The following is a 22,265-nucleotide window of genomic DNA, read 5'->3' as shown; positions in this document are numbered from 1 at the left end:
TTGCGGCTGACGTCTCGCTGGTGCGCGCACGACAGCTGAATGTGCTGGAACCGCTCGCGTCGATGCTTCAAAAAAGACAATCCGCTGGCCGCCGAGTTCTTACTCGTTCGCAGGCTCATCATGGCCAGGTCCAATAGTGTCGCAGGATAAATCTGGTTTCATTKAAACAGCATTAAKAAAATTAGAAATGTGAGCGCAATTGCGCGCAATAGAGCAGGAGCGGCCTTTCACGATCGCGCGGTCAGGATTTTGAGCGAAGTCAATCTCTCGGCCGAGATTGCCCGGTCGGTCGCCGGCAAGACKACACGCAGGATTGCGATCGGTACCGTTTATCCGGCGATGATCGGGGTGCTGCAGGCGTTCCTGTCGCGCATTGCCCGCAAATATCCCGATATCCGCAACTGGAGCCGTCGTGAAAGCCCGCTTCACCTGGGCAAAAGCTGTGAGCATGACGCTGGACCTGCGTCTAGGGGCGGTGGGGGTTTCCTCTGGTTCGCACCGACTCCGAAAGCAGTGGATAACATCTGCAACTCGCTGCCACTGAGAGGGCATCGGGATAGATTGTCGTCTGGATTCTCGACCTGATGAGATTTCGTGACATCATTCAAGTTCATTCACGCGGCTGATCTCCACTTGGGAAGTCCTTTTCGCGGGCTCTCCGTCAAGGATGAGCAGCTTGCTGCGATTTTCGCGAAGGCCACCAGAGAGGCATTCTCGGTTCTGGTCAGTCGCGCGATCGAACTTTCGATCGACTTCATGATCATCGCGGGAGACATCTACGACGGGGACTGGAAGGACAACAAGATCGGCCTGTTCTTCAATCGTGAAATGGGCAGGCTCCAGCGGGCAGGTATTCCTGTCTTTCTGCTCCGCGGCAACCACGATGCAGCAAGCGTGATCACGAAGACGATCACGCTCCCGGCCAATGTGCATGAATTTTCGACAAGCAAGCCCGGCACATTCCGGATCGAGGAGAAGAAGGTCGCCCTTCATGGCCAGGGTTTCACAGACCGGGCGGCTTTCGATAATCTGGCAATCACCTATCCATCTCCCGTTGGTGGCTGGTTCAACATCGGGGTCCTGCACACCTCGATGACCGGAAGAAACGGCCATGAATCCTATGCGCCATGTTCGGTCGATGACCTGCGGTCCAGAGCCTACGACTACTGGGCGCTCGGCCACGTCCACGAATTCGAAATCGTCTCTAACGACCCGCTGATCGTCTATCCGGGAAACCTTCAGGGCAGGAGCATCCGCGAACAGGGAGCCAAAGGCGCCGTGCTTGTGGCGGTGAATGACGGTATCGCTTCAATCGAAAGGCTGGTCGTCGACAGTGCTCGTTTTTCCGCCATTGCGGTTGAGATTGGCGAGGAGGATTTGCCGATCGATGTCTTGCGCAAGGTCGAAGAGACAGCGCGGCGCCTGTCCGATGAATTCGACGAACGACCGGTCGCAGCACGCGTTCGATTTACGGGCACCTGTGCCTTTTACCTCGACATCGCCGGCAAACGGCTTCAGTGGCAGGACGAGGTTCTTGCGGCGTGCCAGCGAGCCTATGAAGATCTCTGGATCGAAAAACTCGAGCTGAAGCTTTCATTGCCAACCTCCGTCGAGGCCGGCGCTCCAGCCGCGGTTGAATTTTCCGCGATCGCCGACGGCGATGATGCGCCGGTGTTTGCAGAGATCAATGCCGTTGTTGCTGAGATCGCCATGAAATTGCCTGGTGGCTTGGCAACCCAAGATCTGCCGCTCGGGATATCGAACGTCGATTTGCTCAAGGAGGCGCGCGAGCTTCTTTTGGCTCGAATGACGTCTGCAGGTTAAGACATGCGCTTCGATAGACTGGATCTGCTGCGATACGGTTCTTTGTCCAACCGTTCTCTGTCGTTTCGACCAGGCGCCAAGCTTCATATCATCTACGGCCCGAACGAGGCCGGCAAGTCCACGGTTCTGCGCGCCCTGTCCGATTTACTGTTTGGGTTTGCCAATGAAGTCGCAGGTCTGCACCTGTTTGAGCCGTCGCTCTTAAGGGTAGGAGCAACGCTCACGAGGCGGGATGGTGCGTCCCTCAGCTTCCGGCGTCGTAAAGGCCGCAAGGCGACATTGGTGTCGGCCTCGGACGACGAGAAGGCTCTCGACGACGACATCCTGGCCCCCTTCCTCGGCTCGGTCAGCCGTAGGGTCTTCGAGCAGGCGTTTGGCATGGATTCGGCGCGGCTGCGGCAAGGCGGACTCGAGATGACTGCGGGTGACGGCGAAATCGGTCGCATGTTGTTCTCCGCAGCCTCCGGATTTACGGGGCTGACCGAGTTGCGTACGAAAATCGAGTCAGAGGCCGATGCCATATTTGGTTCGAGGAAATCAAAGGATCGAAGCTTCTATCAAGCGCTCGACCGCCATGAGGCGGCACGCCACTCCGAAAAAGGCAACGAACTTAGAGCGCCCGATTGGAAACGTCTGACCGATGAGTTTCGGCTGGTCGAGGGTCAACTCCTTGCACTCGACGGCGAACGCTTAGAAACCAAGACACGCCTCGATCGGTTGCAGCATCTGCGCACAGTCGAGCCGCTCGTGGCGGAGGTTGACATCGAACTCATTGCTCTGAGTCAATTCGATGAGATCAGCACCGTTTCCGATGAGGTCGAACGCCGCTTGGCGGAGTTGCTCGCAACTCTTGATACCATTGCCGCGCAAGAGGCAACGGCCAGAGACGCGTTCGAGCGCATCGAGACCGAACTCAATTCACTCAGTCCCGAACCGCTCTTCCTTGCGCAAGGCGATAGGATTCTTGCCCTTTTTGCTCAGAAAGGGGCGTATGCCCAAGCGAGGAGCGACATTGCCCGGGTGAAAGCGGAGGTGGCTGACTTTGATCTCGATCTCGCCGGTCTCGGCCGCCGGGCCGGGCATATTGGATCGATCGAAGCACTTGTCGATACCCAGCCTACGGACGCTCAGATCGCGCAGCTGAACACCCTCGTTCGCGAGGGAAATGAATTGCGGCGAGCGGCAGCTGATCTTCGACAACGTCTGGAGCACCAGGCAGCCGATCTACGTCGACTGGAGCGCGACGACGGCGCTGCCGAATTTCGTGATGTCCGAGCGCTTCAGGAACGGTTTGCTGCCCTTCAACCAGATATCCGGATCCTGCAAGGAGAAGATCAGGCGGATGTCGCAGCGGCTCGCATCCGCCTTGGTATTGCGGAGGCAAAGGGCCGGCTGATTCCGCCGGTAGTTGATCTCGAGATTCTCTTGTCCAGTCCGTTGCCGGATGAGGTGGAGCTGGAAAAACACCGACCGGCTCTTGTCGCTGCAGCTGACAAAGTGGCTCGCTCGCAAGAGAGATTGGTCGAGCGATGCCTTGAGCGCGATGAGGTCACAAGGCAGCTCCAGGAACTCGAAAGCGACGGACAACTCATCACGCGGGGGATGATCGAGGAGGCAAGGGCGGTGCGCGACGGGGCCTTGGTCGAGTTCCGACAAGGCGGACCGTGGGACGACGTGCTTTCCGGCACCATCGTTGAAGCAGACAAGCTCGCGGACGGGGCACTGTCCCAGGCGGAGCGAACGGCCCGGCATGCACAGCTTGCTCTCAGGCTCTCCCGATTGGAGAGCTCTGTCGCCTCGGGACAAATCGACGTGGATGCAGCGCAAGCTCATGCGGAGGCCATGAATAGAAATTTTGGGCTGCTGTTTGGGCACACAGGCGTGCAAGTCCTTGATATCGACCAGATGGCGAAATGGCTGCGAGCCCTGACCACAATTGCGGACAAACGCCGGCGCCTTCAGGAATACGAAGACGAATGTCAGCTTCTTTTGAGGCGCAAGGCGCCCGTTCTCTCCGAGCTGACGGCGATTGCGACGGAATTGGGACTCACCGATAAATTCCAGGGTCCTTTGGAGGCCGCCGTCAGGGTCCTAGCCGGAAAGCTCGATGATTTGAGGAAGGCGTGGGACGATAGCCGCCTGGCTCATGCCAAGCAAGAAAACCTCAGAGCTGACATCGATGACGGGGAGCAGAAACTCAACGCGGCCGCCCTGCGCATCGAAACGTGGCGAGGCCAATTCTTGGACGCCTGCCGTACATTTGGCCTGCATCAGGAACCGACGTTGGAGATGGCCGAGGCGGCCATACAGGTTTGGAAAGATATTCCGAGATCGCACGCGGAAAGGCAAAACAGGCAGCGGCGCGTCGATGGGATGGCGCGCGATATCGAGGCGTTTGAACGGAACGTCATGGCTGTTTGCGAGATCGTCGACCCGGCGATCGCCAGGAGCGCTCCGGAGACCGCCGTCGACCTTCTGCACCAGCGTGCGGTCTCTGCGAAATCTGCTAGCGAGCGCAGGGATCTCCTGATGCAGTCCCGCGATCGGGCCTTGGCGGATCGCGGGCGGACAGCGCAGGCCCATGATGATGTCGCACGAGATGTCGAGGAGATTCTAGCCCGGCTGGAAGTTAAAGCTGATAGCAGAACGTTGCTTGACCTTCTTCATCAGCGGAGCGCTGTCATCGGCCGGCTTGATGAGTGCCGGCGCAGGCTTTCCTTGCAGTCGAGGGGTTTGGCGGAGCCGGAGATACGCAATCAGCTTGCTCACTTCGACCGGTTTGCTGCAGGCTTGGAAATCGAGTCGCTAACGGCATCAGATTCCGAGCAATATGAGCAGTTCGGTCGGCTCAAGGGACGCCTGGCCGAACTCGGAGCGATCAGGGACAATCTCGAGTCAGGTCCAAGTGCCGAAGAGGCTGCCTTCGAAAAGCTTGCCGCCGAGCAGGACGCACAGGACCTCGCGAGGCAATGGGCGATTTTGAAAGTTGCGTCGAAGTTGCTTTCCTCATCGCTTGAACGCCATCGCGAGAGCCAGAGCGACCCTCTGCTTTTGCGCGCCGGCGAGCATTTCTCCGCTCTGACGAAAGGTTCGTTTACGCGCCTGGTCCAGGAATTCGGGGATGACGACAAGGTCCAGATTAAAGCACAACGAGCGAGCGGCGAACGGATCGGACCAAAGGCGCTCAGTGAGGGGGCGGCCGACCAGCTTTATCTCGCGCTGCGGCTGGCTTACCTCGAAGACTACAGCAGTCGAAACGAGGCCATCCCATTTGTGACAGATGACGTGTTCCAGACGTTCGATGACGAGCGCAAGGCGTCCGGACTGACGACATTGGCTTCAAGCGGGCACATGTTTCAGCCAATCCTGTTCACCCATGAGGGCAAGATCGTCGAGATTGCGCGAGACCTGCTCGGAAACGATGTCGATATCATTCCATTTGATCGCGTCGCTGGCCTCGAATCCGTTGCGTGACCGGAATCGTTTTCTGGTGCAAGCCGCCTGCCTTCGCTGCGGAGAGCAAGTGGTGCGCGGGAACGAAGTCGCTCCAAACGATGTGCTCCAAAGGTCTTGAGCGCCACACCACCATGTGAAGCATGGGCGCCAGCAGTTCTATTCCGGTCAAGAGCAACATATTGGCCTCGCATTCGGTTGATGCGTGGCGACATCAAGGCTGCTAGTCTCTGGCTTACGAAGGGCAGGTCGGGCGGTTATCACGTAGGTTTACCCTGCGATAATTGAAGCGACTCGATGGCTTTACGTGAAGACGAAGCATATCGTCAGAGTTTCGCCGCATGCCGTCTCAGTCTTCGTGAACGCGGAAGCGCGTTGCGACTGGCGATCGTTAAATTCGGCAAGCGCACTCATAATCAGTTTCTCGACGAAATCAGCACAAAGTCACTCCCGTCGGCTCCAACTTGGACTGGACAGCCATCAATAACATGACTAGAAAACTCATGTTATTGACCCTGCCACCTGCTGCGCTCCGAGCGCCAAGGGGCCGGAGTGCCAGTCAAAGGAGTGATCCATGTCCAGCCGTCTCAAGGCTTTTTCCGCCTTGGCAATGCCCCTCGCGCTTTTCCTGCCGGCAACGTTGCATGCCGAAAGTTCGTTTGTCGATCACCGCGGAAAGACCATCACTTTCGAGAAGCCCCCGGAACGGGTGGTCACGATCGTCCGCTCCGCGCCGATCATCTATCGCGCAGTGGACGAGAAGGCGGACAATATCGCCGGCATGAACAGGGATTCGCTGGTGCGTTATTTCACCAAGGGCATCTATGCCGAGATACTGCCCGAAATGGCGAAGATCAATGCCAGTGCCGCCCAGGACGGTTTTGTGCCGAATGTCGAGGCGATCCTCGCTGAGAAGCCTGACGCCGTAATTCAGTGGAACCATGATGAAAAGCTCATCGAGCYGCTGGAACGTGTCGGCCTGACCGTCGTCGGTTGGCGGTGCTGCACCGAACAGGATCGCCTCGACTATATCTCGCTGACCGGCGCCATGACCGGCCGCAACGACCGGGCCCAGGCGATCCTGAAGGCGCAGGCCGACACGTTGAAGGCACTCGGTGACAAGGTCGGCAAGCTCGACACGTCGGCCTTTCCCTCCATCCTGCACATCGACAAGGTGGCCGACCAAATCCAGGTCATCGCCAATGGTTCGCAGGACCTCTCGCTCAGCGGCGTGACCAATCCGGCAGCAGATAAATCAGGCGAATGGTGGCGCACTGTCGATTTCGAACAATTGCTGGTCTGGAACCCCGACATCATCGTCATTCCGGCCTATGCAAGCGACCTCAATCCTAAGGATTTCTTCGACAACCCGGTTCTTGCCAATCTCAAGGCGGTCAAGGAGAAACGCGTCTACAAGCAGCCGGTCTTTGCCCGCACGCCCGATGCGCCGGAGATCTTCCTGACGTCGGAATGGCTGGCGGCAGTCGCGCATGGCGCCGACTTTGCCCCGGATTTCCGAAAGCAGATCCGCAATGTCTACAAGCTGATCTACGGTGCCGCGCTGACGGACGATCAACTGAAGGCGATTCTCGAATCCGAAAGCAACGCGCCGGCGGACAAGTATGTCGAACTCTTCGGCTAGCCCTCGCGCAGGCGGTACTGCGCGGCATGCGAACGCCGCCGCGCCGGGCCGGACGGGGCGGAAACTGGCTTCGGTTTCCGTCCTTCCCGTTCTGATCGGCCTGCTGGTCGCAGCCATCCTCTATTCGGTAACGATTGGCCGCTACAACCTGTCGGTCCGGGATGTCGCCTATATCCTGATCGACAACGTCCACCCATTGGTCACGCCCTATTGGGATCCGGTGCAGGAAGTCGTGGTCGAGCAGGTCCGCCTGCCGCGCATCATGGCGGCTGTTATTGTCGGCTTCGGCCTGTCCATTTCGGGCGCGGCGCTGCAGGGGCTGTTTCGCAATCCGCTGGTCGATCCCGGTATTATCGGCGTGACGTCAGGGGCCGGTTTCGGCGGAACGCTGGCGATCCTCGTCGGCTTGCAGGGCTATTTTCTGCTGACCTTGGCCTTCCTCTTCGGCATCGGCAGCATCCTGCTCGTCAAGCTGCTGTCGACGGTGCGGGGGCGCACCAGCATGTTGACGCTGGTCCTGGCGGGCGTGGTCATATCGGCCTTCTTTTCGGCGGCGATATCCATTGCCAAGCTGCTGGCCGATCCCTTCCAGAAACTACCCGCCATCACCTACTGGCTGATGGGCAGCATCGCCTCCAGCAGCTATGCCGATGTGCTGTTGGTCGCCGTCGCGGTAGTGCCATCAAGTATTGCGATCTATCTCCTGCGCTTCCAGATCAACATCATGTCGCTCGGCGAGGAGAAAGCGAGGGCGCTCGGCACGAAGGTCGTGCTGGTGCAATGGATCATTCTGCTGGCGTCGGCGCTGGTTTCGGCGGGCGTGGTTGCGACATCGGGCATTATCGGCTGGGTCGGCCTCGTCATTCCGCATGTCGCCCGCGCGCTCGTCGGCGCCGACCATCAGCGGCTGCTGCCGGTCTCCGGCGTCATCGGCGCGATCTATCTGCTGATGGTCGACAATCTCGCGCGAACCGTGAGCACCGCGGAGATCCCGCTCGGCATCATCACCGCGCTGATCGGCGTTCCCGTTTTTGCGGTCATCCTGCGCCGTCTGCATGCGAGGGGAGGCTGGGCCGGTGATTGAGGCAAGCGATCTCACCGTCGAGCGGGGCGGCAAAACCATCCTCAGCAATTACAGCCTCCGCCTGGAGCGCGGGCGGATTCTCGCCGTGCTCGGCGCCAACGGCGTCGGCAAGACGACGCTGATCAATACGCTGATCGGTGTCATCAAGCCGAAGTCCGGTCGGCTTGCGGTCGCCGGCCAGGTCGGCTTCGTGCCGCAGCTGTTCGAAGTGCCCTTCGCCTATTCCGCGCTGGATATCGCCCTGATGGGAAGAGCGCGCCATCTCGGTCTGTTCGGTGCGCCGCGCAGGAAAGATTATGAGATCGCGCGGCACTATTTCCATATGCTCGATATCGAACATCTCGAACCGCAGGCCTTCAATTCGCTGAGCGGCGGCCAGCGCCAGCTTGTGATGATCGCCCAGGCGCTGGCATCGGAATGCGAGCTGCTGGTGCTCGACGAACCCTGCGCCGCCCTCGACTACAAGAACCAGGACAAGGTTCTCGGCCTGCTCGCGTATCTCCGCGAGGAGCACGGCATGACGATCGTCTTTTCCACGCACATGCCGCAGCACGCGGTGGAGATTGCAAGCGACGTGCTGCTGATGACCAGCGCCAGCCAATATGCCTGCGGGCCGACGGAGGAAGCGCTCAGCGCCGAAAACCTGACCGACCTCTACGACCTGCCGATCGCGCGCGCCGATTTCGACGGGCTTGCCAAGCACACCTATGCGCCCGTCTTCCGCCATGAAGGAGCCCGTCTCGATGACTGAATCCACCCGGTCAGGCAAAGGCATCGCCTATATCCATTGGGGCAATAGCTGGCAGCTGCGCAGCTTCCAGGATTTCCGCCACTATGTCGACGACCTCATCTACATCAACGACTTGCCCAAGGTCGATCTCAGCTCCTACGCCGCCGTGGTCATGCCGGATGCGATGGATGCGGCGGCACCGCTCCCGCATGCGCAGCAGCTGAACGCCTATCTCGCGGGCGGCGGCTTCCTCGTCGTCTGCCTGCAGGGCCATGCCGACTGGATCGACATTCCGGGGCTCGAATGGACGCCCGGAAATTGCCGCGACTGGCTGTGGTGGACGAAGGGCGAAAAGCTGGAGGTCCGGCTCACCGAGCCGCACCACCCGATCACCGAAAGCATGCCGCTCTCGCATATGAGCTGGCACTGGGGCGGCTCCTACAACGTGCCCGAAGGCGCGCGCTCGATCCTCGAAATCGACGACGGCAGCGGCAGCCTGTTTCTCGATTTTCCCGCTTTGCCCGCCGGCGGCGGCCGGCTGCTGCTGGYAACGCTCGACCCGCACTCGCACAACGGCCAGCGCTTCATGCCGGCCACCACCCTCTTCCTGCGCTCCTTCTATCCCTGGCTGAACCGCGAACTCGGCATCGTGCGGCCGGCGAGAAATCGCTTCACCTATCTGCAATGCTCGCATTTCCCCTCGGAATGGCATCCCGAATGGATTGAGGAGAGCCTGAAGCAAGCAGGCTTCGAACCGCTCTTCGCTCCGCTCTACGACCTCGGCCCCGAAATGCTCGCCGAGACAGATACGCTCTACATTCCAAGCAGCCATGACGAGTTCTTCCTGAAGAGTCGGGCGAACGATCTCCTCGCCTTTCTCGAACGCGGCGGAAACCTGATCATCGCGGCCGAACCCTGCCAACCCTGGCTGCCCTTCATGGCGCCGTTCCACGCCGTGCCGCCGCGTCCCTTCACCAACATCAAGGTCCGCATCCGCGACGACCGCTTCGCCATCTTCTCCGATCTCGGCGACGGCTTCGATGGGTGGAAGGGAATTTTCGGCCAGTATGCGCGCGGCTGGACCGATCCGCCGCCCGGAGCGATCTGGCTCACCGATGTCGGGTCTGAACATGATCCGAAACCGGCGGACTGGATATGGCAATATCCGACCCAGACCAGACGGGGCGGATATGTCTTCATGCACAATGGCGACAACATGACCCGCTATCCAGACCGTGGCCCGAAAAAGGAAGCGCTGCTTGCCAATATCGCCGTCGCGCTCCGCAAGCTCTCAATAGGCGAGTTGTTGTTCTAACGGGATACCCGCAGCAATTCTCCGGCGGCCAGAGGCAGCGTATCTGTGTCGCCCGTGCCCTCGCGTTGGAACCGAAAGTCATCGCTGCGGACGAGTCAGTCTCCGGACTGGACGTTTCCATCAAGGCTCAGGTGATCAACCTCCTCCTTGACCTCCAGGAGTCGCTTGGTCTCTTCTACCTGTTCATTTCGCACGACATGGCGGTTGTCGAACGCATGAGCCACAAAGTAGCAGTCATGTATCTCGGTGAGATCGTGGAGATGGGACCAGCGAGTTCGGTATTTTCCAACCCACAGCACCCATATACCAAACGCTTGATGGCTGCGGTGCCGATTACTGACCCGTCGCGACGGAACATGGTTTGGGGCACTGCCAGTATCGAACTAACGGTTCATATCTGTGCAGGATCCCTGTGTGAGAGCTGAACAAACTGGCCATTAGCTCGCCCTAGATATGTCTTGCAAATGGGCAAGTGCGGTGTGATGTCTGGATTTTGGGATGTGTGAGGGCTAAGTGTCGAACGACGGTCGGTCGCGTACCTTGTCGAAACAAACCGCCTACCAGTTTGGCGATTTCCGGCTGATGCCAGAGGCCCAAGCCCTCCTGTATAAGGGGCAGGCCGTCGGGCTCGGCGGGCGAGGTTTCGATATTCTCACCCTCCTCGTAGCGCGGGCTGGCGAGGTAGTCAGCAAAGCAGATCTGTTCGCGCACGTATGGCCAGACTATATCGTCCACGACCATAACTTGAAGGTCAATGTCGGCAACCTTAGACGCTCGCTGGCCGAACTCGATCCTGCCACGGAGTATATCGCAACCATCGCAGGCCGGGGCTACAAATTCGTCGTCGAGTTGGAAAGCGATCGCCCGGCGCCAGCACGACAGATTGCTTCAATCACAAGTCATCATACCGCTCCACCCCAGGTGAGGCAGCTCCTCGGCCGCGATGACGCGATCCGGCAAATCCGCGGCCAGCTCGACCAACCGGGTTATGTCACCATCGTCGGGCCAGGGGGGGCCGGAAAAACGTCTCTTGCGGTCACGGTTGCTCAGCAATCCTGCGGGGCAGGCGAGGCCATCGCCTTTGCTGATCTCTCGACGCTCAGCGATCCGCGATTTGTGGTGCCAGCGATCGCGTCCGCTCTCGGCGTCTCCCTCGGATTTGACGATCCGATCACAGGCGTGATCGATGTCCTTCGTAGCAACAAGCTGCTTCTGATCATCGACAATTGTGAGCACGTCATCGCGATGGCCGCGACGGTGGTCGAGCGGATATCATCAGAGGTTCCTGCTGCCCGTATCCTCGCGACCAGCCGCGAGCCGCTGAGGACGCGGCAAGAGCAGATCCATTTTCTCTCCGGGCTCGCTTATCCAGACCCGACAACGGCGCTCTCCACGAGCGATGCGGTGCAGTTTCCGGCCGTCCAGCTCTTCATCACCAAGGCGCGCGGCTCTGGCGTTGGGAAACCGACGGACGAATATGTTCGGAATGTCGTCTCGATCTGCACCCGGTTGGAAGGCCTGGCACTCGCTATCGAATTGGCCGCCGGCACGGCCAGTGTTCTTCCACCCTCGGCGCTCGATGACCTCTTCAAGGATGGCTTTGATTCGATGAGTCGGGGCGCAAGGGATACGCCCTTGCGCCACCAGACGCTGGAGGCCACGCTCGACTGGAGCTATCGGCTTCTTCCCGATCGCGAGGCTGTATTGCTCGGTCTGCTTTCGGTGTTTTCGGGACGTTTCAACACTGACGACGTGGAGGCTATGTATTCCGCTGGCGCTCTCGAGCCAATGATCGGACGCGACGCCCTATCGCAGCTTGTGGCAAAATCGCTCGTCGCCGCAGAATACGACGGTGGGACTGTGAACTACAGGCTGGCCGAGAGCACCGGCACCTATGCTGCACGGCGTCTTTTTGGTTCACGCTACAGGGAGAAAGCACGGCAACATTTTGCCATCCGGATAAGGGATAAGCTGCAGATCGCCGAACGGGAATGGTCATCACAGACGTCTCGCGAATGGCTCGGGAAATATCGGAGGCAGATCGACGATGTCCGCGCCGCGATCGCCTGGGCGTTCGATCCTGCAGGCGACGCTGMTTTGGGTGTCGAACTGGTGGTCGCTGCATTGCCGCTGTGGCAAGAGCTTTCAGCGTTCAGGGAAATGCTGGAGGCGATCGACCTTGCAAGCTCAAACAGCGCTGCATTGGTAGGGCTTGCGCCTATGGGACGAGCAAAGCTCTCCACCGCGCGGGCCTGGGCCATGACGCTGGCACGAAACATGCACCCGCAAACTGAAGATGCCTGGCGCGAAAGTATCTATCATGCGAACGGGTCTCGCGATGCCGAGTTTCAAGTGCGCTCGGCATGCGGACAAGCCGTTTTCCTTGCTTATTCCGGCCGGCCGCGCACGGCGTTACGCAGCATGAACGATTTTGCGGCAGCAAAGGGTTTGGACTGGGCATCAGCGCCCGACGGCAAGCGGCTGTTGGCGCATATCGAGATTTACGCTGGTGAGCTAAACTCAGCATCAGCGCATCTTGAGGCGCTGATGGGTGAATGGGGTCACCTTGAAGAGGGGCATGGACTGTCCCGGTTCCAGGTCGACTTACCCGTTGGCATTCGTCTGTCTCAGGCATTTTTGTTCTGGTTACAGGGTGACCCTGATCGCGCTTCCAGTCTGGCCAGTCGCGCCATTGATCGTGCCGCCGATATCGATCACATGATATCTTTGGGCAATGCCATCTCGCTGGCTGCTCTACCCATCGCTTTCGTTGAGGGTGATCTGGAAACCGCTTCGCAGCTTCAGCGGCAGTTGGCCGACGTCAGCAGGCGTGAAAGCGTCGGCATTTACGAGGGGGCAGCCACATTTTTCGACGGTGCTATCCAGTCGGCTCGAGGWGACGAAGCTGGTTTTACCTTGATGCAAGACAGCATTGCCAGATTGCTCCGGGGAAGCTGGCGTGCTCGCGTCCCTTTCTACCGCAGCCTATTGGCGGAGGCCTATATTGCTGTAGGCGAGATGCAACTTGCCGAGAATAGCCTGCGCGCCGTGCTTGGCGAAATCGGGATTCGTGAGGAACGTTGGTGGCATCCGGATCTTTGGCGCGTCGCGGGCATGATTGAGGCTGGAAGAGCCCGTCCACACCAAGCAATGCGCTATTTCCAGAAGTCGTTGAACAGCGCGCTTGCCATGGGTGCGGGCGCAGCGACCAAGCGGACCCAGCTTGCCATGGCTACAACAGACTTGCGCTGACCTGGCGCTTCAATTTGAGGTTCGATGATTGCCCCCTCAATCTTTTCGTCGCGAGCCGATGCGCTCCATGAGCGATGCATTTTCTCGCTCCAGCTGGGTAATCTTGTCCAGAAGGTGCGGTGAGGTCGCCAGAAATTCGGCTTCGGTCAACCGCGGCACGATATGTTGCGGACAATTCCAGTCGAGCGCCTCAAGCTTCAGCTCGAAAAGGCGTTCAGCCTTGGCTCCATATTCACGGCCTGTGATGCTCTCCGTGAGCACCGCGTCCGCGTTGAGTTCCAGCTTCTCATCTTCAGCCGGGTACGGGCTGGATRGTCCATCAGAAACAGGCATGTACGGTCGTTCTGCCAGATTTCCGGTGCTGATAATATAGGCGATTACCACGGTGATCGATGAAGGCGAGCGTTCTATCATCGAGGACCTTGAGAAAGCCCTGAGGCCCGCCGCGATGCTGGACATAGGGCCAGCCCGTTTCTGAAACCGACGCCGTATAGAAGCTGTCGCGCTGTGYGATGAACGCGATTTCTCTCATCGAGAACCGGTCGAATTTGCGGTGCCCCTTGAAGTCGGACCCAGAGACGATCCGCTCCCATTTCTGCTTGCGCCCTGCAAACTGCAGGCGTGATCGCGATATCCACGATACCATAAGTCATATCGTATCTCCCTAAGGTGTGGTCAGTTCGCAGGGCGGGGGATGCATACAGTGCTAGATTGCCTCTCTAGCGGCCTGCTGCGCTCGCGCATAGCTCTCGGCCACCGCAGCATAGTTGGGCGCGACCAGTCCGTAGAGCTTGCCGAGTTCGGCAGCCTCAGGCCGCGCCCAAGTGCGGTGAAGCTCGGACAGCAATGCGTTGGTCGATGTCGGCTTGACGCCGCCCTGCACGAACCGGGCAAGCGAAATCCGAGAGGCCATTTCGCTCGGATCCCCCGACGCATCGAGGACCGCATAGACGTCGTAACCGGCGGCGCGGGCGTCGAGCGCTGGAAACATCACGCAGACGCTGGTCCAGACGCCTGCCATGATGAGAGTATTGCGGCCGGCCGAGCGAACCTTTGCGACAAAATCATCATTGTCCCATGCGTTCACTTCCCCCTTACGCKGCACATAGACGGCGTGCGGAGCCAGTTCATGGATCTCGGGCATCAGCGGACCATTGGTGCCGGCAGGTTCCGAGGCGGTCGTAATCACCGGGATATCCAAAAGAGTGGCAAGCCTGGCGATCATCTCCACATTCCGGCGCAGATCAGACACCGAAATGTCCTTAACGGTCTGGAACAGCCCCGACTGGTGATCGAGAAGCAGGATCAGGGCGTCGGAGGGATCGATGAGGGCCGCGCCGCCACCGGTYGGAAGCACGCTCGGCTTGGATTTGCTATTGTACATGGTCATTGTCCCTTTTTAGGTTTCAGTTAGTGGGTCAGGTTTCGGGCGAGGAAGTCGCGCATTACTGGGATCATCTCGTCMGCCTTGTCTTCGAGGGCGAAATGTCCGGTATCGAAAAAATGAAGTTCGGCGTTGGGCAGGTCGTGGAGATAGGCTCGCGCTCCCTCGGGCCGAAAGATGGGATCATGCTCGCCCCATAGGACCAGCGTAGGCGGCTGGTGTTCGCGCAGATAAGCGTGAAACGCGGGGTAGAGCGCGACGTTGGTCCGATAGTCGTAGATAATATCCAGCTGGATTTCCGCGCTGCCCGGGCGGTCGAGCAAGAGCTGATCGTACAGCCACGCCGCGGGATCGATCCGCGCCTCGTCCTTCGTGCCGGCGAGATATTGGAAACGTGTGCCGTCGAGCGACAGGAAAGGCCGCATCGCGTCGCGGTTTACCGGGCCGTTGTCGGCCCAATAGGCGCGCGTCGGCGCCCAGAAATCTCCCATGCCATCCTCGTAGGCATTGCCGTTCTGGACGATCAGGGCGGTCACCCGGTCCGGATGCGCGAGCGCCACGCGAAACCCGGTTGGCGCGCCATAATCCATGACATAGAGAGCGTAGCGTTCAACACCCAGTTGCTTGAGAAGGCTAGCGATGACATTCGAGAAGGCGGCAAAGCCATATTCGAAGTCGCTCGAAGAAGGCATTCCCGACAGACCGAACCCCGGAAGGTCGGGCGCGATCACATGATAGCGGTCGGCGAGCGCTGGAATGAGGTTGCGGTACATGTGCGAAGAGCTCGGAAAACCGTGCAGCAACACCACGACAGGTGCGCCCTTCTCTCCGGCCTCGCGGTAGAAGACTTCCACTCCGGCAACGCTCGTGGTTCGGTGATAGGTGACGGGCCGGTTCATTGTCTGGTTCCCTGGGTCGGCGTTGAGGCCGAGGCGGCGACCGCAATGAATGCGGCGACTTCCTGCGGGTGCGACATCATCACGGCGTGACTGCAGTCTATTTCGGTGATCGCTGCCCCGGCACGGGCAGCCATCCGGCGTTGCGCACTTGGAGGCACCATCCTGTCGGCGGACGCAACGAGATAGAAGCTGGGTTTGGTCTTCCATGCTGCATGGGTGAGGGGCGCAATGACCGCCGCAAGGCCCCAGGGCAGCTGCGCCGCCGCCATGAACCGCGTGGTGGCATGGGCGACATCGGCTGCGAAGGCTTCCGGAAAGCGGGCCGGGTCGACAACAAGGTAGCCGTCCTGCGGGGGGAGCAGCGGCGCCTTTGCCTCGCCAGGCTCTTCAGGAGCTTCGTTCAGCGCCGCGACCGACTCTCCGACATCCGGTACGAATGCCGCGATATAGGCCAGCGACCGGACCTTGGGGTTGGCGCCGGCTTCAGTGATGACGGCTCCACCGTAGCTGTGGCCCACCAGAAGAACCGGGTGTCGGGCCGCAGCGATCAGACGCTCGGTGGTGGCAACGTCGCCTTCAAGCGAGATCGTCGGGTGTTGGGCGACAAGCACTTCAAATCCGCGGTCGACAAGTTCGCCATAAACCTGTCGCCAGCCTGAGCCGTCGACAAAAGCACCGTGCACGAGGACGATCGAAAGGGATGGCGCCCCAGTTGCCTGGGTACCCAAAACGGGATTGGTCATGATCTTTTCCTTTGAGGGGGCTGGCGGCGGGGCCGCTGGCCCCGCGAAATGGATTAGTTATCGATTAGTCGCAAACCTTGCGGTCGAGGAAATCGCGGATGAGCGGCGCCATCACGTCGAGTTTGTCCTCAAGGGCGAAATGACCACTGTCCAGAATGTGCATCTCGGCGTTCGGAAGATCGCGAAGATAGGGATGTGCGCCGGGTTCGGGGAAGATCTTGTCGTTMTTGCCCCAGACGATCAGCGTCGGCGGCTGGTGATCGCGGAAGAAGGCCTGGAACTGCGGGTAAAGCGGAACGTTGCTACCGTAGTCACCCAGCAGATCAAGTTGAATGTCTTTGTTACCAGGGCGATCAAGCAGGGCCTGATCGACAACCCAGTTGTCGGGGCTGATATGTGCGACATCACCCATGCCGTCGGTGTACTGGAACTTCGTCGTTTCGAGCGTCACCAGGCCGGCGAGTGCTTCCCTGCGCTCTGGCGTCTTCTCGGCCCAATAGGCCTTGATCGGATCCCAGAATGCGGCGAGGCCTTCGGTATAGGCATTGCCGTTCTGCACAATCAGGGTTTCGACCCGTTCTGGATGTTTCAGCGCCAGGCGGTATCCGATCGGCGCGCCGTAATCCATGACGTACATACTGTAGCGATCGGCTCCAACCTTTTCGGTCAGCTTGTCGACGATATTGGTGAGATTCGCAAATGTGTAGTCGAACTTGCTGTGATCGGGTGCGTCACTCTGGCCGTAGCCGGGATAGTCAGGTGCAATCACGCGGTAGCGATCCGCGAGCAGCGGAATGAGGTTGCGGAACATATGTGACGAGGTCGGAAATCCGTGCAGGAGCAGCAGGACCGGCGCGTCCTTTGGGCCGGCTTCGCGGTAGAAAACCTTGACACCGTCGATCGTCGTGTTTTTGTATTGAATTACGGGAACAGCCTTCGCGGCAATGACCGCACTATTCGGCAGGCAGCGGGCTTCGGCCGCAACGGGCGTAATCGCCATAAGAAGTGCGACAGTGGTAATAAGATGTTTTTTCATGATGCGTTCCTTTTCAAAAGTGGGTGCTGATCGAGCATCAGCGCCTCTGGAAAAAGGACTAGCACCAGCGGTCTTCGGGCCTGGGATAAATAAGGGTAAAAAGTTGAACAGTCAGTGGTGGTTGATCGCACAACCAGCAGCGTGAATCGCTCCATCCAAACAAAAGGCAATCTATTGCCGTTGATAGAGGGGCATTAATTATCACTGTCGCGATGTGCCTGGCGCTGTAAAAGCCGCAATCGTCGCCTCTGTCTGCCCCGCTTCGCTGAGCAGTCGTCGGGCAAGTTCTATCGCTGGCCCGCTCAGTCCACCTTCTGGACGAATCAAATGAAAGGAAACGTGATACTTGAGGGTCCGCTCGGAGACGGATACAAGGCTACCACCGGCGAGAGCCTCGTCCGAGAGCGGGGGTCGAGCTAATGCTATACCCACACCTTGAACGCAAGCGTCGATGACAAGATTGTAGTCTTCGAACCGGCGATCCTGGCCGCGAGGAAGATACTCAACACCTTCTGCCGCGAGCCACCGGCGCCATCCTTCAATCGTCGAATCATGAAGAAGAGGCATTGCCAGCAGCGACCGCGCATCCCGGTGTTCCCCAAGCTTTGAGAGAAGTGCAGGCGACATGATGGGAAAAGAGCTTTCGGCCCAGAGGGGAACAGCCCGTACGCCGGCCCAAGGCCCCTTGCCACAACGAATGGCAAGGTCCGTCCCTTCACTGAAATCCGCCAGACGATGCTCCAGCAGCAAATCAAGATGAAGGTCGTCACGTTCAAGATTTGGCAAGCGGGAAAACAGCCAAAGCGACGCGACCGACGGTGTCAGCGAAAGTCGGACGGTTGTCTTGTGGCGGCGGGGAACCCACCGCTCATCGCTGCCGGTCAGAAGTGTCAATGCCTCCTGGGCTCGGGCAAAGAAGCGCATACCTTCCGGGGTCAGGCTGACCCCTCGAGCCTGTCGGGCGAACAGCTGCACGCCCAACCAGCGCTCCAATCGCGATATCTGCCGCGAGACGGCACCATGGGTGATACCGGCTTCCTGCGCGGCGGCGGAAAAAGAGCCCAGCCGGGCGGCACGAGAGAAAGTCTCGAGCGTATCGAGCGGCGGAAGCGTTTGTGAGCTGTGAACCATAGGCACATGAGAGCATCGATTGCGATGCTTTTCAAGCCGAGACTCGGTGCCTAATTTAGGCAAAAGTTCAGGAGCGCCAATGACCGTCCTCGCAGACAATCCAACGAAAAACACCTTTGACGCGCCGGCTCTTGCCGCGATCGTCATAACGATCCTCTTTTGGGCATCATCTTTTGTTGTCATCCGAATCTGTCTTGGCCCCCTGACGCCCGTCCAGCTCGCGACTGCACGTTACGTCGCCGCCGGAGTGATCGCTCTCGGCTATCTCATGTTCCGTTGGACAAGGCCAAAAGGGCTTGACCTATTGCGCCTCTCGGTCGCTGCCTTTCTTTTTATCGCGGCGTACGCCGTCCTGCTAAATACCGGAGAACAAAGCGTTGCGGCGGGACCTGCCAGCTTCATTGTCAACACGATGCCTGTATTCACGGCCCTCATAGCGACATTTACTCTAGGAGAGCGTTTCGGCTTATGGGGATGGGTCGGTACGGCCGTGTCATTTTGTGGCGTGGCGCTCATTGCGGCCAGTGCCGACGGGGCTTTCGATTTCGATCCTAACGCCGGATTGATCCTCGCGGCGGCTTTGTGCGCGGCAGTCGCCAGTGTCTTGCAAAAGCCCATACTCAACCGGATGCCGGCACTGGCAGTTACAGCCTGGGTTTTGCTAATTGGTTGCTTACCGCTATTACCAGCTGTTCCGGCAACGATTGAAGCGGTTATYGCTGCCCCGGCCGCCGTCAACCTTGGCGTGGCTTACCTGGTAATTTTTCCGACGGCGATCGGTTATGTGACGTGGGCAATCGCCTTGAAGCGGCTGACGGCTGCGCGCGCCTCGAACTTCTTATATGGAGTACCGCCTACCGCAACGTTTATCGGCTTCATCTGGCTCGGAGAGATTCCCTCCCTTCTTGGGACGATCGGAGCGTTAACGGCAATATTTGGGGTGGTAATTGTTAACTTCATGCGTCAGAGATGACGCTTGTTCCCGAAAGTCGTTGAAAATCCAGGTTGAGCTTGGGTTTACACAATGCGCGCCTGTGCGGCCCTTTGCATCACGACCCCTCCAATCATTGTGCCCTTCTCGACGAGATATGCCTCCTGCGCGCTTGCACCTGGTACCACCGCACAGCCATGGTGGAACACGATCGGCGCGCGTCTTTCGGACCCCAGTGCTGCCGGAGAGGGAACAAATTTCACTTTGGCGATAAGGCAGCGCGCAACATCCATCCATCAGGCGCAGGGTCCTGCGCTGCGCTGGCCGCCGTTCGCAGCGAACCAATGAACGATGCCAGTCCCCTGCGGGTGCGCGCCGCCTCATCTCATGAGGTGAGGCCGGGTGCGTTCCTCGAATGGAAGTCGTGCCACATTCCTGAAGATGGGGAACGATCTTTTCGACGAATTCGTCGAAACCGCTGGCCGTCTGATTGTCAGTCACGAGGGGTCCGACGGCCTTGCACCACGCGGTCCAGCACGATCGCGCAGAGCAGGATCGCGACGCCGGCCAGCAGACCTTGTCCCTGGGCAGCATATTGCAGGGCATGCAAGACATCTTCTCCAAGGCCCTTGGCACCGATAAGAGCCGCAATCACTACCATGGACAGGCACATCAGGATGGTCTGGCTGACGCCCGCCATTATTGAGGGTGCAGCCGTCGGCAGGTCGATCTTGAAGAGAACGAATGAACGGGACGCACCGAAAGCGATGGCGGCCTCCCGGACCGATCCAGGCACCGAGGCGATGCCGAGCGCGGTCAATCGGACTACCGGCGGTATGCCGAAGATAATCGTGGCGATGATGCCCGACGGTTTACCGATCCCGAACAGGGCGATGACCGGTATCAGATAGACGAATGCCGGCATGGTCTGCATGAGGTCGAGCAGCGGGCGCAGCACCGCAGCCACTTTCTTGTTGTAGCCGCACAGAACTCCAAGGGGGATGCCGACCACGATCGAGAGCAGTGCGGCGGCGCCGAGGAGCGCAACCGTCTGCATACTCTTCTCCCAATATCCAAGGATCGCCAGATAGCTCACCGCCACCAGGGTCAGGAGAAAGATCCGAAATCCGGCAAGTTGCCAGGCGATTGCGAGGATCAGGCTCATGACGACCGGCCACGGCGTCTTGGTGAGGATCGCCTCCATGAGTCCTAGCATCGTTTCGATGCACGCCGTGAACGCTGATGCGACGGGAGCAATCGAATTGCTGAAGGAGGCAACGGCCGTGTCGAGCCAGGCTGCGACGCCGGAATTCCACGACGGGTCGCTCGGAAAGGCGCTGAACAATGTGCGCTCGTGGAAATGCAGAAATATGATTGGAACGAGGACGGCTAGCAGCACCGTGGCGCCAAATGCGTGCAAGAGACTAAATCCGCCTTTTGCTTCACCATGTTCGAGGCGCCACTGGCGGAACCGGCGTTCTGCGAGATGGTTGGCCAATCCTCCCAGCAGGATGCGCGAAAATACAAGAAGGCCCATGCCGGTCAGAACGATGAGAAAGGCGCCCGACTTTGCGTCATCTGCATGCCTGCGCGCATCCTTCGCGGCCTGGTCTAGGGCGCTGGCCGAACTTGTTAACGATTTTGCGATGGAGGATGTGGGATCTTTTTCGTTTGCTGTCTTCATTTCGGCGAGGCGCGTGACGAGGAGAGCTTCGAGGCGATCGGCGCGCGCKCCTTGATCAAGGCTCGCACCGCCGGCCAGCCCGAAGGCGATCAGGACGATCGCAAGCAGTTCAGCAATCAGAAAAGGCCAGAAGGCCGACCATAGATGGCGCCCGGCGAGCCAGATCGGGCCGAGGACAAGCGAAGCGATGTTGAGTGAGGGAACGTAGCCGCGCCGCTCGCCAATGCGTTGAAACGCATCGACGTAATAGGCTTTATTCGCGACGACGAACCGGCCGATAGCCTCATCTCGTGCCACGTGATTGCTCATGCGCTTGCCCGGTCTCTGTGGGAAGACAGATCGTCGGACGACGACAGCCGCGCATTGCGAACGAAACGCCGGACGTAGTCGTCGGCCGGGGTCCTCATCAGGTCGTTTGGAGTTCCCGACTGCACTATGCGGCCCGCCCGCATCAGCACGACGCGGTCAGCGATCCGGAACGCCTCATCGACGTCGTGCGTGACGAAGACCGTTGTCTTTCCGAGTTCGCGTGAGAGGCTCATGAACTGGGTCTGTAGGTCGTGTCGGATAAGCGGGTCGAGCGCGCTGAACGGCTCGTCCATGAGGAGGATATCCGGATCCGCCGCCAATGCCCGCGCAAGGCCAACACGCTGTTGCATCCCTCCGGAAAGTGCGCTTACGCGTCCATCTCCCAGACCTTCCAGACCGACGCGGATCAGGAGTTCGTCGGCTCGATCCTCTCGTCTGGTACGGGCTACACCTTGGATTTCGAGGGGCAGGCCGACATTGTCGCGGATCGACAGGTGGGCAACAAGAGCGTGGGACTGAAAAACCATGCCGATCCTGCGTGAGCGCAGTTCCCGAAGAGCCTTGTGCCCCAGCGAGCAAACATCCGTGCCATCGACACGCACCGTTCCGGCGCTCGGTTCGACGAGCCGGTTGATAAGGCGCAGCAACGTCGACTTGCCACTGCCTGAAAGCCCCATCAGGCAGACGAGTTCACCTTTCTCGACCAGAAGACTGGCGCCGCCGACGGCGATGGTGCCCTTATGGCGCTTGAGGACGGTCTCGTCCGGGGATGGACGACGCGCTTCGGCCAGAACCGAGCCTTCGTCCCTCCCGAAAACCTTCCACACATCCTCAAGCACAATCATGGA

General features: G+C 59.4%; 15 protein-coding genes and 3 pseudogenes. 10 read left to right on the top strand and 8 right to left on the bottom strand.

Annotation, left to right across the window (positions count from 1 at the left end):
• Positions 1 to 207 precede the first annotated feature (207 nt).
• From AC1DNW_RS25605 to AC1DNW_RS25565, 9 genes and pseudogenes are all read left to right on the top strand, one after another.
• Positions 208 to 399 (top strand): annotated as a pseudogene (locus AC1DNW_RS25605) (LysR family transcriptional regulator); the annotation flags it as partial.
• Positions 400 to 594: 195 nt separating this feature from the next.
• Complete coding sequence (locus tag AC1DNW_RS25600) at positions 595 to 1,824, top strand: metallophosphoesterase family protein (RefSeq protein WP_477854761.1); 1,230 nt, start codon at positions 595 to 597, stop codon at positions 1,822 to 1,824.
• Positions 1,825 to 1,827: 3 nt separating this feature from the next.
• Entirely contained in the window at positions 1,828 to 5,298 is a 3,471-nt protein-coding gene (locus AC1DNW_RS25595) for an ATP-binding protein (RefSeq protein WP_477854760.1), read from the top strand.
• A gap of 553 nt (positions 5,299 to 5,851) precedes the next feature.
• The gene (locus AC1DNW_RS25590; RefSeq protein WP_477854759.1) at positions 5,852 to 6,919 is read left to right on the top strand and encodes an ABC transporter substrate-binding protein; all 1,068 of its coding nucleotides are present in this window, start codon (positions 5,852 to 5,854) and stop codon (positions 6,917 to 6,919) included.
• The gene (locus AC1DNW_RS25585; RefSeq protein WP_477854758.1) at positions 6,900 to 8,003 is read left to right on the top strand and encodes a FecCD family ABC transporter permease; all 1,104 of its coding nucleotides are present in this window, start codon (positions 6,900 to 6,902) and stop codon (positions 8,001 to 8,003) included. The genes AC1DNW_RS25590 and AC1DNW_RS25585 overlap by 20 nt, the downstream gene beginning before the upstream one ends.
• Positions 7,996 to 8,754: an ABC transporter ATP-binding protein gene (locus AC1DNW_RS25580; protein WP_477854757.1), complete on the top strand. Its 759-nt coding sequence runs from the start codon at positions 7,996 to 7,998 to the stop codon at positions 8,752 to 8,754. The genes AC1DNW_RS25585 and AC1DNW_RS25580 overlap by 8 nt, the downstream gene beginning before the upstream one ends.
• Complete coding sequence (locus tag AC1DNW_RS25575; protein WP_477854756.1) at positions 8,747 to 10,048, top strand: hypothetical protein; 1,302 nt, start codon at positions 8,747 to 8,749, stop codon at positions 10,046 to 10,048. The genes AC1DNW_RS25580 and AC1DNW_RS25575 overlap by 8 nt, the downstream gene beginning before the upstream one ends.
• A 5-nt stretch (positions 10,049 to 10,053) precedes the next feature.
• Positions 10,054 to 10,434: pseudogene (locus AC1DNW_RS25570) on the top strand (ABC transporter ATP-binding protein); the annotation flags it as partial.
• A gap of 154 nt (positions 10,435 to 10,588) precedes the next feature.
• Entirely contained in the window at positions 10,589 to 13,300 is a 2,712-nt protein-coding gene (locus tag AC1DNW_RS25565; RefSeq protein WP_477854755.1) for an ATP-binding protein, read from the top strand.
• 36 nt (positions 13,301 to 13,336) lie between these two features.
• On the opposite strand, the pseudogene AC1DNW_RS25560 reads toward AC1DNW_RS25565, so the two are convergent.
• From AC1DNW_RS25560 to AC1DNW_RS25535, 6 genes and pseudogenes are all read right to left on the bottom strand, one after another.
• Positions 13,337 to 13,953 (bottom strand): annotated as a pseudogene (locus AC1DNW_RS25560) (pyridoxamine 5'-phosphate oxidase family protein).
• Between the two features lie 53 nt (positions 13,954 to 14,006).
• Complete coding sequence (locus AC1DNW_RS25555; protein ID WP_477854754.1) at positions 14,007 to 14,684, bottom strand: isochorismatase family protein; 678 nt, start codon at positions 14,682 to 14,684, stop codon at positions 14,007 to 14,009.
• A gap of 26 nt (positions 14,685 to 14,710) precedes the next feature.
• On the bottom strand, positions 14,711 to 15,583 hold the full coding sequence (locus AC1DNW_RS25550; RefSeq protein WP_477854753.1) for an alpha/beta fold hydrolase: 873 nt from the start codon (positions 15,581 to 15,583) through the stop codon (positions 14,711 to 14,713).
• Complete coding sequence (locus tag AC1DNW_RS25545; RefSeq protein WP_477854752.1) at positions 15,580 to 16,326, bottom strand: alpha/beta hydrolase; 747 nt, start codon at positions 16,324 to 16,326, stop codon at positions 15,580 to 15,582. The genes AC1DNW_RS25550 and AC1DNW_RS25545 overlap by 4 nt, the downstream gene beginning before the upstream one ends.
• Before the next feature lie 64 nt (positions 16,327 to 16,390).
• Positions 16,391 to 17,362, bottom strand: a complete 972-nt coding sequence (locus tag AC1DNW_RS25540; protein WP_477854751.1) for an alpha/beta fold hydrolase — start codon at positions 17,360 to 17,362, stop codon at positions 16,391 to 16,393.
• A 201-nt stretch (positions 17,363 to 17,563) separates the two neighbouring features.
• A complete protein-coding gene (locus AC1DNW_RS25535; RefSeq protein ID WP_477854750.1) occupies positions 17,564 to 18,493 on the bottom strand; it encodes a LysR family transcriptional regulator in 930 nt (309 codons plus the stop codon).
• Between the two features lie 79 nt (positions 18,494 to 18,572).
• On the opposite strand from AC1DNW_RS25535, the gene AC1DNW_RS25530 reads away from it, so the two are divergent.
• Complete coding sequence (locus tag AC1DNW_RS25530) at positions 18,573 to 19,466, top strand: DMT family transporter (protein WP_477854749.1); 894 nt, start codon at positions 18,573 to 18,575, stop codon at positions 19,464 to 19,466.
• Positions 19,467 to 19,917: 451 nt separating this feature from the next.
• Here AC1DNW_RS25530 and AC1DNW_RS25525 read toward each other — a convergent pair whose 3' ends face one another.
• Positions 19,918 to 21,417: an ABC transporter permease gene (locus tag AC1DNW_RS25525; RefSeq protein WP_477854748.1), complete on the bottom strand. Its 1,500-nt coding sequence runs from the start codon at positions 21,415 to 21,417 to the stop codon at positions 19,918 to 19,920.
• The gene (locus AC1DNW_RS25520; RefSeq protein WP_477854747.1) at positions 21,414 to 22,262 is read right to left on the bottom strand and encodes an ATP-binding cassette domain-containing protein; all 849 of its coding nucleotides are present in this window, start codon (positions 22,260 to 22,262) and stop codon (positions 21,414 to 21,416) included. Before AC1DNW_RS25520 ends, AC1DNW_RS25525 begins: the two co-directional genes overlap by 4 nt.
• Between the last annotated feature and the right edge of the window lie 3 nt (positions 22,263 to 22,265).

The organism is Rhizobium sp. 05L429 (assembly GCF_056397645.1).
This window is presented reverse-complemented; position numbering and strand designations above follow the sequence as displayed.

Excerpts from the sequence above, each read along its gene's own strand:
- AC1DNW_RS25595 (WP_477854760.1), top strand. The coding sequence starts at position 1,828 with ATGCGCTTCGATAGACTGGATCTGCTGCGATACGGTTCTTTGTCCAAC.
- AC1DNW_RS25585 (WP_477854758.1), top strand. The coding sequence starts at position 6,900 with ATGTCGAACTCTTCGGCTAGCCCTCGCGCAGGCGGTACTGCGCGGCAT.
- AC1DNW_RS25545 (WP_477854752.1), bottom strand. The coding sequence starts at position 16,326 with ATGACCAATCCCGTTTTGGGTACCCAGGCAACTGGGGCGCCATCCCTT.
- AC1DNW_RS25535 (WP_477854750.1), bottom strand. The coding sequence starts at position 18,493 with ATGGTTCACAGCTCACAAACGCTTCCGCCGCTCGATACGCTCGAGACT.
- AC1DNW_RS25520 (WP_477854747.1), bottom strand. The coding sequence starts at position 22,262 with ATGATTGTGCTTGAGGATGTGTGGAAGGTTTTCGGGAGGGACGAAGGC.